Annotated in this window: 10 protein-coding genes; 2 read left to right on the top strand and 8 right to left on the bottom strand. The window is 37.3% G+C overall.

Annotated features, from left to right (window positions below; translation table 11 throughout):
* Positions 1–51: 51 nt before the first annotated feature.
* From rpoZ to FW757_RS15960, 8 genes are all read right to left on the bottom strand, one after another.
* Positions 52–327: a DNA-directed RNA polymerase subunit omega gene (gene rpoZ / locus FW757_RS15925; RefSeq protein WP_064667923.1), complete on the bottom strand. Its 276-nt coding sequence runs from the start codon at positions 325–327 to the stop codon at positions 52–54.
* Between the two features lie 117 nt (positions 328–444).
* Positions 445–1,065, bottom strand: a complete 621-nt coding sequence (gene gmk, locus FW757_RS15930) for a guanylate kinase (RefSeq protein WP_182797699.1) — start codon at positions 1,063–1,065, stop codon at positions 445–447.
* Positions 1,066–1,240: 175 nt separating this feature from the next.
* The gene (locus tag FW757_RS15935; protein ID WP_446441425.1) at positions 1,241–4,270 is read right to left on the bottom strand and encodes a type I restriction endonuclease subunit R; all 3,030 of its coding nucleotides are present in this window, start codon (positions 4,268–4,270) and stop codon (positions 1,241–1,243) included.
* Entirely contained in the window at positions 4,267–5,274 is a 1,008-nt protein-coding gene (locus tag FW757_RS15940) for a hypothetical protein (protein WP_446441426.1), read from the bottom strand. The genes FW757_RS15935 and FW757_RS15940 overlap by 4 nt, the downstream gene beginning before the upstream one ends.
* On the bottom strand, positions 5,274–6,542 hold the full coding sequence (locus FW757_RS15945; RefSeq protein ID WP_446441427.1) for a restriction endonuclease subunit S: 1,269 nt from the start codon (positions 6,540–6,542) through the stop codon (positions 5,274–5,276). Before FW757_RS15945 ends, FW757_RS15940 begins: the two co-directional genes overlap by 1 nt.
* A complete protein-coding gene (locus tag FW757_RS15950) occupies positions 6,542–7,564 on the bottom strand; it encodes a virulence RhuM family protein (RefSeq protein WP_446441428.1) in 1,023 nt (340 codons plus the stop codon). The genes FW757_RS15945 and FW757_RS15950 overlap by 1 nt, the downstream gene beginning before the upstream one ends.
* Positions 7,564–9,489 carry a type I restriction-modification system subunit M gene (locus tag FW757_RS15955; RefSeq protein WP_446441429.1) on the bottom strand — a complete coding sequence of 642 codons (1,926 nt, stop codon included), beginning with the start codon at positions 9,487–9,489 and terminating at the stop codon, positions 7,564–7,566. The genes FW757_RS15950 and FW757_RS15955 overlap by 1 nt, the downstream gene beginning before the upstream one ends.
* Positions 9,490–9,713: 224 nt before the next feature.
* Positions 9,714–10,574: a YicC/YloC family endoribonuclease gene (locus tag FW757_RS15960; protein ID WP_145237110.1), complete on the bottom strand. Its 861-nt coding sequence runs from the start codon at positions 10,572–10,574 to the stop codon at positions 9,714–9,716.
* A gap of 178 nt (positions 10,575–10,752) precedes the next feature.
* Between FW757_RS15960 and rph the strand changes: the two genes are divergently transcribed.
* Together rph and pyrE are read left to right on the top strand one after the other, a co-directional pair.
* Positions 10,753–11,466 carry a ribonuclease PH gene (gene rph, locus FW757_RS15965; RefSeq protein ID WP_145237114.1) on the top strand — a complete coding sequence of 238 codons (714 nt, stop codon included), beginning with the start codon at positions 10,753–10,755 and terminating at the stop codon, positions 11,464–11,466.
* A gap of 20 nt (positions 11,467–11,486) precedes the next feature.
* Positions 11,487–12,131 (top strand): orotate phosphoribosyltransferase, encoded by a 645-nt coding sequence (gene pyrE / locus FW757_RS15970; protein ID WP_182718103.1) that lies wholly within the window; start codon positions 11,487–11,489, stop codon positions 12,129–12,131.
* The last annotated feature ends 271 nt before the right edge of the window (positions 12,132–12,402 follow it).

Raw genomic sequence — 12,402 nt, forward strand, 5'->3', positions numbered from 1 at the left:
GGCTAGAATAGAAATACTATACCGTTGGCTAAATCAGACAAGGAAGTCAGATTATTGGTTGCCGCCTACAATAGCTGCAACTGCAGCCATTTCAGCCGCCTCTTGATGTTGTTGCTCTTCACGATCAATAAGATCCATTGATGAGCTATCTACTAAACCAAGTTCAATTTCACGTAAAGCAACAACCGTTGGTTTATCGTTTTCAGGATCAACCAGTGGCTTTTTACCACCGACCGCGATTTGACGGGCACGACGGGCCGCAACTAAAATTAAATCAAAACGATTACCAATTGCATCTACTGCATCTTCAACAGTTACGCGAGCCATCTTAGCACTCCAAATAAATTTTTAAGCAAAGACGTAGTTTACTGCACCGAGTCAGATTCGCCAATAGCTTGTGGTTAATTTAAACAAATAAAATACTTACTGAACCCAAATTAGGATTTAACGCAGTAAGTCTACGAGTAAATCTTGATGGCGAATAGCTTGGCTTTGTAGCGATAAGCGTTTTGCCAATACGATCGTCTCAATTTCCTTCAGCGCAGTTGCAAAATCATCGTTAACCACGACATAGTCATATTCATTGTAATGAGACGTTTCAGATTGTGCTTTTGCCATGCGACCAGCAATGATTTCTTGTGAATCTTGGCCGCGATTATTTAAGCGCGCTTCAAGCTCAAATTTTGACGGTGGTAGGATAAAAATGGTTTCAACATCAGCGACCAGATCACGAACTTGACGTGCACCTTGCCAATCAATATCTAAAAATACATCAATACCTGCTGCAAGCTGCTCTTCAATTGCTTGCTTTGATGTACCGTAGTAATTATCGAACACTTGCGCCCATTCAAAAAAATCATTCTTTTCAATTAATGATTTGAATTCATCAACATTTACAAAGTGGTAATGCACGCCATTTGCTTCGCCCGGACGAGGCGAGCGAGTAGTATGCGATACAGATACTTTCATATCATTATACTTAGTTAACAATGCATTGATTAAGCTGGATTTACCCGCACCAGATGGTGCCGATAAAATAAATAAGTTTCCGCGAGTTTGCGTCATGACTTTGTTCTCTACTAAAAATAAATAGGCTTGAGTTACAAGTAACTCAAGCCTTTAATACTCATATTGTACTTTATTTAACTAACTGCGCTCAAGTGAGCCGCAAAAGTTCAAATAATATTATTCAATATTCTGAGCGTAAAATAACAAAAGCAATTGAATTATAAAGTAAATTTCAATTTATTTTCTTTAGCTGCGAATAAACACTTTTCATAATCATATCTTTAACTAACCCTCCAAAAGAGGGGTCTTCAAGAATCTTCTCAAATATTTCTTGGTTATCTTCCATACGGCCAATTAGCTTATCAAGGAAACTCTCCTCGAAAGCGTATTTAAACGTATCTAGCGGGTTTGCTTTAGCTTGAGCTTTTAATTGCTGGTCACCTATCAACTCAGCTTCTATTTGATCAAAAAACAGTTTGTCTGCATCATGAAAATCTGTACCAAAACGATTATTCAGAACATCAATAATTTCCGAAAGCAAACCTTCGTCATCTTTATCTCGTTTTATTCCAGCTTCACTTAACCCTTCTAACTCCCCATTTTGATTAATACTAAGCTCTATTGCGCCTTCTTTAATTTTTTGTAATCGATAATACTCTAGTGCTAATTCATCACTTAATTTAACGCTTTCGGCTAGGTCTCTCTTAGGTAATTTACTCAATAGTAATTTGGCATAAGCATAAAATTTTTCAAACTCTAGCTCTTGAAACGGCATTATCTGCGCTAAAAAAGCATATAAGTTCGTCCATGTTCGTAAGCTCTTTTTAAACCCTTCTTGTTGTTCTTTGTTATCTATGGCTTTAAAGCGATCTACAGCGGGGTCGATATAATGATACAACTTAGCTTGTGCTTGAGTGGTCATTTTAGTTGTTGAATTAAAATAAAATTTTGAAAAGGCATCCACTTCTGATGTTAAATAAATTTGCTGTTGATCTAATTGCGCCTTTAAGTCAAATAAATGATTGGGATCAGGTTCTTCCGCAGATCTTATATGTTCATAATAAGGTTGAAAAGAATCAAGAATAGTTTCCCTATCATTAACAAAATCTAGTATAAATGTATCATCTTTACCAACTGCTGTTCTATTTAGTCGCGACAATGTTTGTACCGCTTTAACACCTGACAATACTTTATCAATATATAAAGTATGTAATAGTGGCTGATCAAATCCTGTTTGATATTTATCAGCAACAATCAATATCTTATATTCATCGGTATTAAATACTCTTGGTAATTCTCTTTCACCAACACCGGTAAGCTGAGTTTCAGTAACACCATCAGGAAAATTGTCGTCAATAACTTTTCCTGAAAAAGCGACTAATACTTTTAGGTTATCTTGATATCCTTTTTCCTCAATGTAGCGCTTAAACTCTTCAAAATAACGCTTGGCATGTAGCCTTGAGCCGGTTACTACCATTGCTTTTGCTGTACCACCTATTTTTTTAGCGACCACTTGTCGAAAGTGTTCAATAATTATTTCAGTTTTTTGAGCTAGGTTATGAGGGTGCAATGAAACAAAACGACCAATTGCTTGTGCCGCCTTTTTCTTATTAATTTTAGGATCATCGACAATTGCTTTGGATAACTGGTAATACAATTTGTAGGTGGTGTAATTATTTAATACATCGAGAATAAAGCCTTCTTCAATTGCCTGACGCATAGCGTATAAATGAAATGGTTTGGGTTTCCCTTCGTTATCTTTACAACCAAATACTGATAATGTTTTATATTTTGGTGTTGCTGTAAAAGCAAAAAACGACATATTAGCTTGCTTACCACGGGCATTAGCAGAACGTTCAATATAACTTTTTAATAATTCTTCAGAGCCAACCCATTCGTTATCGTCTTCATTGTATTTGGGATAAGGTTCTTTAATTTCGTCTGAATGGTTGTCGGGTTGCTCAATTGAGTTATTCCCTAAAACTGCTTTCATTTTTTTACTGGCTTCACCACCTTGCGAGCTGTGTGCCTCGTCAATCACTACAGCAAAGCGTCTATTCGCAATACTTTCAACTTTATCAACAACAAAAGGAAACTTCTGGAGCGTTGTAATAATAATATTGGCGTTATTTAAAATAGCATCTGCCAATTGCTGAGAGTCTTTATCAATACGCTGAACAATGCCTGACTTATGCTCAAACTGATAAATAGTATTTTGTAATTGAGAGTCTAATACTCGTCGGTCAGTCACTACAATAACGCTATCGAATATGCGTTCATTGTCGTCATTATGTAGGCCTGACAAACGATACGACAACCAAGCAATCGAATTACTTTTACCTGAACCAGCCGAATGCTGAATTAAGTAATTTTTTCCTGCTCCATGCGCTTTAACATCATCGGCAATTTTACGGACAGCATCGAGCTGATGATAACGAGGGAAAATTAACTTTTCTTTACTACGTAATCGCCCTTCAAATTGGTATTCATCCACTTGTAAATGAATAAAACGGCCAATAATTTCTAACCAACTCTCTTTAGCTAGCACCTCCTGCCATAAATACTCGGTACGATAACCATTTTCTTTAATAGGGTTACCGGCGCCGTTGTTATAGCCTTTATTAAAAGGTAACCAATAAGTATTGTTACCATCAATTTTAGTGGCCATATACACTTCACTGTCATCAACAGCAAAATGCACTAGTACGCGTTTTTTAAAGGAAAATAATAATTCTCGATGATCACGTGTTTCTGCGTATTGCTTCATTGCATGGGAAGTATTTTGACCAGTAAAGCGATTTTTCAACTCAAAGGTAGCGACAGGCAAACCATTTAGCGTTAATACCAAATCGACTGAGTTTTTATTTTTTTTGCTATAATAAACTTGACGAACAACTCTTAACTCATTCTGCTGATATAAGGCGATAGTATCAGGATTTAGTGACGACTCAGGTTTGAAGTATGCCATTTTAAAACGCACACCATAATCAACAAAACCGTTACGAATAACATCTAATGCGCCACGCAAATCCATTTCTTTGTATAAACGCTGAATGATACGGTTTTCAACATTTTCGCCGTGAATTTCACTCAGCTTTTGCCATTGCTGGGGTTGAGTGTTTTGTAAAAACGTTAAGACTTGCGCTTTAAACATACCCAATTCAGTACTGTAGTCGCCGGCATTACCTTCGGTATAGCCACCATGTTCAACTAAATTTTCAATAATGGCAGTTTCAAATGTTTGTTCAGAAGTGATGCTCATAAATCATCCCCCTCTGTTGATACTTGCTGAGCTAAAAACTGGCTGTAAGCGACATCTTTCAGTACAGCTTTTATCCTTAACTTGTCATGATCTGATAAGCTTTCCTTTAGGTTACCTTCTGGGTAACTGTTTCGCATGAAATCAATATGAGAACCATAATGGTTTTCATCATCAAAAGTTAATGTATTTGGTAAATCCATAGCCATAACTTCAAAAGTATCAGGATTTAAATAACGAACCTCTGGTTTTGTTGTTTCATTATATTTTCTTCCTTGAAAATAAGGGGCTGAGGTACTTGAAGGCCAAGGAATACCAAAAAATTCAGTGTGACTAGATTTATATACCTTAGCTATTTGTAAACTACCTCCAACCTCTCTAATTGAAGCATCTAGAGCTACATCACGTAATAACTTTAAAGGCTCCATATCTAATTTTGCGTCTAATTTATCTTCATCTAATAGAAGTTGCTGAAATCGTTTTTTAATTGTCCCATCAAAATTATGTTCTTTAGCATCACCAATAAAAGTATAAAATCTTGTTTTCGAATCATCATCCGTGATCTCAGTAAACAAAAAGCCTTCTGTATCCCCAGAGTAAAAAAGCTCCCAAACTCTAAATACACCTTGTTGCCAATCCCAGCCACCGAAAAGAAATTTAGCACTTCCTCTAAGTTCATGAATTGACTCCCCACTACCTTGTACTTCGTTAATCACAGTGGTTACTAATGTGGAAAACAGATCAGAAATATACCCAATAACTTCAGAAAGACTTGTTGACGGAGAAGCTAAACGAGTATCAAAAGTGATAGATGAAATTAAGTTTAAAATAAGTGGATATGCACGTTCAGTACTGCCAGCAAAGCAAAGTAAGCAATCTTTTCTAGGCAATTCAAAAAGCTTGACACCATGATCCCACTTTTCACCGCCAGTTAAGGTACTATCAGTTGCAAAAACAAGTTCTTCCGTATTGTTCACTTGTCGTATCCATGCCGCACATAAAGTCATTAGCTAAACTCCTTTTCCACTAGTTCTGGCACTTTAAATTTCCCAGTGACCGCTTCCGAAATTAACGCGGTACGGTATTCTTGTTGTAGTTCAATAATTCGTTTGGTTTTGGTGATCTTAAATTCTATTTCCAATGTGCTTTTATCTAAGAAGTCCGCAATTTCACGTTGTTCTAAACTTGTTGGAATAACTACAGGCATTCTTTTTAATAATTCCTGACTCAAAGATGCTCTTGTCACTAAATTCATTTCTTTAACAAAAAATCGACGATGTAAGCTACAGCTAAAGTAATATTTTGAAAACTCTGGATTGAGTAATTCCGGAGAAGGCCTAAATCGAATTAAAAAACCAGCAAAAATCGAATCTTTAATTGTTTTCAAACAAGTTGACGCTAATCCTATTTCTTCAACGGTTTCTGACGTACGAGTAAATAAAACATCGCCATACTCTATAGAGTAAAGCTTTCGGTCAGATTCTGTTGAAAGTGCTAATCCAGCAACTTTATGTGGCAAAATATTGCTTTTATACACATCGGTATAATTAACAAATGGGTGACCTGACCCAAAGAACTCTGCGCCTGCACTCACCCCATTTTTACAATTACCAGCGTATCTTAATCGTTTGATTTTCCAGCTATCAGGAATTTCACCTAGCCATTCAATCCCACTATCTTTCATTTTGACATTGGAATTAAGCCCTTTAGTCACCGCTTGATTGATTAATGCTGCTTTTTCTTCTTGATAAAGAGTGATTAATTGTTGTTTTTGTTTGATTAGCTTGTCTATTTCAGCCGTTTTTCGGTCAAGGTAGTTTGCTATTGCAGTCTGTTCGCCTTGAGGTGGTGAACAAAAAGGTATTTGGCTTAAAACTTCTTGATTCATGCTTGGGACAGCAGAGCCATATTTATATAATTCAAAATTAATTGTCATACATAAGTAATAAAAAAAACGTTTATCTGTATTATCAAAAATATCAGTGTAGTAAGCTGTATCAACACTCCAAAATGGTTCTTCAATAAATAATGGTTTATCAATAGTGCCTTTTCGTCCCAATAGCACTGACGGTTTATCATATAAAAACTCAGATGCTTTCCCAAAAAAGCCACCAGAGCCTATAATTGGGTATTTACCGTTTACATCCCAGACACCTTTGTGATCTTTACCATTACAGATACGGGCAAACCTTTTGAGCCTTTTTACAATCCAACTATCTGGAATTTCACCCAACCATTCAATACCACTGTTTTTATAGTTATCATAACGTTGCATCAGTGACCGCCTTGCTTAACTTGCTGTTCAAGCTGACTTAATGCTTGTAAGTCTTCGTCATCGGCTTGTTCTATAGCGTCTTGCTTACGTTGTTGATCAAACAGTTGATATATTTCACGGGTTTTAGCTTCCATTGCCGCATGGCTAATAACACCTCTAGGGTTAGCACTTTTGCTTAATAACGGTTGGTCATTAAATTCGAGGATTTTATCGACGTTTTGTTGCCAAAAACTCATGGTAATATCGTTGCGATTTTTTACGCGTAGCTCTGCGGTTTCAAGAAAAATCACCACAAGTCGGTTGAGTGTGTCTATTTCATCAGCGGATAGGTAGTTTTTGGCAGTATAAATGTCTTGCTTACGTACAACCTTACCTTTCCATGATGTTAATGCCATATTCGCTTTGGTGGCATCAGCACGCTCGACAATAAGCTCTGCTGCAGTATGTTGCGTTACGGCATATAGTAATTTGTTTTGCGTGTCGGCAAAAAACATTTGCGTTGCTTTGTCGCTGGTGTCGTAATCGCTACTTAAGGCAAATAAATCACGTACTTTTTGGTAAAAACGTTTTTCGGAAGCACGAACATCTCGAATACGCGCGAGTAATTCGTCAAAATAATCAGGCCGACCATCAGGATTTTTTAATCGCTGATCATCCATAACAAACCCTTTAACCATATATTCTTTCAGGTTGTGATTTGCCCATATCCTAAATTGCGTACCACGTTTACTGCGCACTCTAAAACCAATGGCTAATATCATTTCTAATGAGTAATGAGTTACTTGATATTTTTTACCATCGGCGGCAGTTGTCAAGTAATCCTTTACAACTGAACTTTCAACTAATTCCTTTTCATTCAATATGTTAGATATATGGTTGCTGATATTTTGCTTAGAGGTGCTAAAAAGTTCAGCTAGCTGGTTTTGACTCATCCATACCATGCCGTCTTTTGCATACAGTGCAACATTCGCCTTACCATCATCAGTATTGTAAATAATAATATTTTGTGGGTTATCAAACATTAGTCGAGCACCTTTTGTTCTAATGCAAAACTACTTTTTTCTAACGCTAAAATATCGGCTTTAATATCAGCTAGTGAACGTAATGGCTTAAATTCATAAAAGTATTTGGTGAAATTAATCTCATAACCCATTTTAGTTTTACTTTCGTCTACCCACGCGTTAGGTAAGTGCGGTAACACTTCTCGCTGAAAGTACTCGTCAATGGTTTGCGGTACTAGCTTGCCATGTTCGTTTTCACGTAAAAATGGAATGTTTTCATAGTCACGTAAGTTAGTATCTGGTTTATAACCTTTTACTCTTTTACGTACCGCTTGGCCTTTTTCGTCGACTATCGGATCACCTTTTTCATCATATTGTGTTTCAAGTTTACTGCTCAAAACAAAATTGCCCTGTTCATCTTTTTCTGGCTGCTCGACAGTAATACGCCAATAACCAAAAAACTCGTTAGGTAGTATTTTAACAAACTCATTTTCTGGTAATTCTGTTAGTGAACTTTGCAAATAGTCACCGTACATTTTACAGATTAAATCAATACCTTTAGTTGCATCATCTTCAATAATTTGTTTTCGTTTATTACCTAAAGAACGTGGCATTTTTGACCAAAAACGATTGTCTGTTCTTTTTCCTTCAGCCATAAGATTTTCATCTTTTTGCCCTGAGGCATTAACCAGTTGGATATGTCCTTTACGTTCAGCACTTTTATGATTATTAATGATCCAGATATAAGTAGAAATGCCGGTGTTATAAAATAATTGATCAGGTAAAGCGACAATGGCTTCCAGCCAATCGTTTTCTATAATCCATTGACGTATATTACTTTCCCCATTACCCGCTTGGCCGGTAAAAAGTGGTGAGCCATTAAAAACAATAGCAATACGGCTACCCGATGATTTATCTGTTTTAAAGGTAGGTGTTTTCATTTTTGCGAGCATGTGTTGCAAAAATAATAATGAACCGTCGTTAATACGCGGTAAACCGGCACCAAAACGACCGGCATAACCTTGGTCTTCATGTTCAGCTTTTATGATTTTTTGTGCTTTTTTCCAATCAACACCAAAAGGTGGGTTGGAGATCATATAGTCAAATTTTTCGTCTTTTAAACCATCAACAGTAAAGCTATTACCAAATTTAACATTGCTAGGATTTTGTCCTTTTATCAGCATGTCTGATTTACAAATAGCATATGATTCAGGATTAATTTCTTGGCCAAAAACTTCCAGTTTTGTGTTGTCTTTAGTTAATTGATTAAAGTGCTGTTCACCAATAGATAACATGCCGCCAGTTCCACAGGCTGGGTCATAAAGAGTTTTTACAATGCCATCTTGAGTGAGTGAGTGGTCATCATCATTAATTAACAAGTTCACCATCAACTTGATGACTTCTCTTGGGGTAAAATGCTCTCCTGCGGTTTCATTAGATTGTTCCGCAAAGCGACGAATAAGGTCTTCAAAAACATAGCCCATATCCATGCTGGTCATATCAGATAAGTCTATTTCTGAAAACTTTTTTACCACTTCATAAAGAATGTCAGCCTTAGGGTCGTCCATTCTTTCAATTTGATCATTAAAATTAAAGTACTCGATAATTTCACGAGCAGAAGAAGAATAGCCGTTGATATAATGCCGTAAATTAGCCGCAATATTACTTGCATCGGCAATAATTTTAGCAAAATCAAATTGACTGCGGTTGTGAAAATTAGCGCCAGCGACTTTATTTAATGTGGCATCTTTAATTTTATCTGAGCTTTTTTCTACTTTAGGTAAAAAATCGAGTACTTTTTGTTTAGTCGGCGCTAATACACAGTCTAAACGACGTAATATGGTTAACGGCAGAATGACCTTGCCATAATCAGATTGGCGATAGTCACCACGTAGTAGATCTGCAACAGACCAAATGAGATCAGATTTTTCTTTAAAATTTGTCATAATATTCTTTTATTTACACTTTGCATTCAATAGAACAAGGCGACTAGTTTATGATGAATATAGTCATTTCTTATATAATCAACCTATATCAAATTGCTTTTAAACGTGCTTAGCTACTGTGAATTAATTAATGTTTAAGGTAAATTCTGTACTGCTCATTCATTACCTAAGTAATGTCTAAATCATTACCAAAAAATAAATCAAACTGAGGCTAACTTTTTATCCTATTCGATATTCTGGATCTGCTCTCTCATTTGCTCAATCAACACTTTAAGCTCAACCGCTGCATTGGTAATATCACTATTGATTGATTTAGAGGCGAGGGTGTTCGCTTCGCGGTTAAACTCTTGCATCATGAAATCTAAACGACGACCACAAGCGCCACCTTTTTTAAGGATTTTTTTAGTTTCTTTGACATGAGATTTTAAACGGTCTAGTTCTTCAGCTACGTCTTGTTTTTGTGCAAGGTAGATGAGCTCTTGCTCAAGGCGAGCTTCGTCAATATTTGCAGTTAAATCTTCTAATTTTTGTGCTAATTTTTCACGCTGCCATTTGGCAATTTCTGGCATGTGAGTTTCAACTATCGCTACTTGCTCTAAAATAGCATCAAGGCGAGTGGCTATCATCTCTTCAAGATTAGCGCCTTCATCACCACGTGCAGATTTAAAATCTTCAATCACTTGATCAAAACCAGCAATGAGTGCTGTGTTAACGCTATCCATATCTAGCTCTTCAGCTTCCATAACACCAGGCCAACGTAAGATGTCGACAGGATTAATATCGCCATTACTTTGTTGTTGCACCCATTTGGCGCTATTGATCAGTTGTGCAGCCAACGCCTCATTAATTGAAAGTTCACCAACATGGGCTGGGTTTGCCACAAACTTTAAGAACACTTCAACCTTGCCGCGTTGTAAATGTTTACGTAGGCGCTCACGGATCACCGGCTCCATGCCACGAAATTGCTCAGGTGCGCGAATAAAGGTTTCAAGGTAGCGTTGGTTAACTGAACGAACTTCCCACGTGCCAGTGCCCCAATCGCCTTTTATTTCGCGACGCGCGTAAGCAGTCATACTGTGGATCATGGATGGTTTCCTAGTTTTATTAAACAATATTAAAAGTGATTATACCGTAACACTGGTTAAGCTCTAGCGGAAATTTTTGTTGCTGCGAATTTTACAATTTGCTTTTGTTTAAATCAGCATGGCATCTACAGCTATATATACATATAATGTGGGAAATTCTGAATTAAGGGGATCGTGAATGCGTCCAAGCGAAAGAACACCTAACCAAATTAGACCGGTTACATTTACACGTAATTACACTTTGCATGCTGAAGGCTCTGTGTTGGTTGAGTTTGGTAACACAAAAGTACTTTGTACAGCCACTGTTGAATCAGGTGTACCGCGTTTTATGAAAGGCCAAGGTAAAGGCTGGATCACAGCTGAGTACGGTATGTTACCGCGCTCTACCCATACCCGAAATGGCCGTGAAGCGGCGCGTGGCAAGCAAAGCGGTCGTACTATGGAAATTCAACGTTTAATTGCACGCGCACTTCGTGCCGCAGTTGATTTAAAAGCGTTAGGCGAAAATACCATTACTATTGATTGTGATGTTATTCAAGCTGATGGCGGAACTCGTACTGCATCAATCAGTGGTGCTTGTGTTGCTCTAGTCGATGCGTTAACACATATGCGTAGCAAGGGTATGATCAATTCAAATCCTCTTAAATTTATGATTGCAGCTATTTCGGTAGGTATTTATAAAGGCCAAGCTATTAGCGATTTAGAATATTTAGAAGATTCTGACGCTGAAACAGATATGAACGTAATTCTGACCGAAACAGGTAAAATTATTGAAGTGCAGGGTACAGCCGAGGGCGAACCTTTCTCGTTTGATGAGCTTGATGAATTACTCACTCTTGCGAAGCATTCAATCCGCGAAATCATTGACGTTCAGAAGCAAGCATTAGCTTAATAAGTAATAGGTTTATAGTAATGAAAGATTATCAAATAGAGTTTATTGAATTCGCCTTAGAAAAACAGGTGTTAAAGTTTGGTGAGTTTACTTTAAAGTCTGGCCGTACTAGCCCTTACTTCTTTAATGCGGGGTTGTTTAATACAGGTCGTGACCTTGCACGTCTTGGTCGTTTTTATGCTGCCGCCCTTGAAGATGCAGGCATTGAATATGATGTTTTATTCGGTCCTGCTTATAAAGGTATTCCAATTGCAACAACTACCGCAGTAGCACTTGCAGATCATCACAATAAAGATGTGCCTTATTGCTTTAACCGTAAAGAGAAGAAAGCACACGGTGAAGGCGGCACATTAGTCGGCTCTGAGCTAAAAGGCAAAATCATGTTAGTAGATGACGTGATCACTGCTGGCACAGCAATTCGTGAGTCTATGGAAATCATTGCACAAAACGGCGCGGACTTAAGTGGCGTACTAATAGCTCTTGATCGTCAAGAAAAAGGTAAAGCTGAGCTTTCTGCAATTCAAGAAGTAGAACGTGACTTTGCTACTAAAGTTGTTTCGATAGTAAAACTGGCCGATCTTATTAGTTATCTTGAAAGCAAAGGTACTATGAATGAGCACCTAGCATCTGTAAAAGCCTACCGAGAGCAATACGGTATTGCTTAACCTAAATTGTTTATTGAATTTAGCAAAAAAAGCCCGGTGAATTTCACTGGGCTTTTTTATGTTATGTCGCGTGATTGAGTTATTAAAACGTAAATTAAGTATAGATTTTGTGGTGTTTGGTATGAATCATAACCGAACAGCACTTTATTTCAAGTTTTCTTTAAAAAACGCTTGCGTAAAATTCGCCGCGCCCTATAATGCGACCCCACTGAGACGGCAGACAGCAACGCTTAGCGAGGCAAGAGTTAATCAGTCAGTCGAGTAAAACTTA

This window comes from Pseudoalteromonas sp. 1181_04 (assembly GCF_052850545.1).

Bases quoted from the DNA above. Each gene is read 5' to 3' on its own strand.
- rpoZ (WP_064667923.1), bottom strand. From the start codon at position 327: ATGGCTCGCGTAACTGTTGAAGATGCAGTAGATGCAATTGGTAATCGT.
- gmk (WP_182797699.1), bottom strand. From the start codon at position 1,065: ATGACGCAAACTCGCGGAAACTTATTTATTTTATCGGCACCATCTGGT.
- FW757_RS15935 (WP_446441425.1), bottom strand. From the start codon at position 4,270: ATGAGCATCACTTCTGAACAAACATTTGAAACTGCCATTATTGAAAAT.
- FW757_RS15940 (WP_446441426.1), bottom strand. From the start codon at position 5,274: ATGACTTTATGTGCGGCATGGATACGACAAGTGAACAATACGGAAGAA.
- FW757_RS15945 (WP_446441427.1), bottom strand. From the start codon at position 6,542: ATGCAACGTTATGATAACTATAAAAACAGTGGTATTGAATGGTTGGGT.
- FW757_RS15950 (WP_446441428.1), bottom strand. From the start codon at position 7,564: ATGTTTGATAACCCACAAAATATTATTATTTACAATACTGATGATGGT.
- FW757_RS15955 (WP_446441429.1), bottom strand. From the start codon at position 9,489: ATGACAAATTTTAAAGAAAAATCTGATCTCATTTGGTCTGTTGCAGAT.
- FW757_RS15960 (WP_145237110.1), bottom strand. From the start codon at position 10,574: ATGATCCACAGTATGACTGCTTACGCGCGTCGCGAAATAAAAGGCGAT.
- rph (WP_145237114.1), top strand. From the start codon at position 10,753: ATGCGTCCAAGCGAAAGAACACCTAACCAAATTAGACCGGTTACATTT.
- pyrE (WP_182718103.1), top strand. From the start codon at position 11,487: ATGAAAGATTATCAAATAGAGTTTATTGAATTCGCCTTAGAAAAACAG.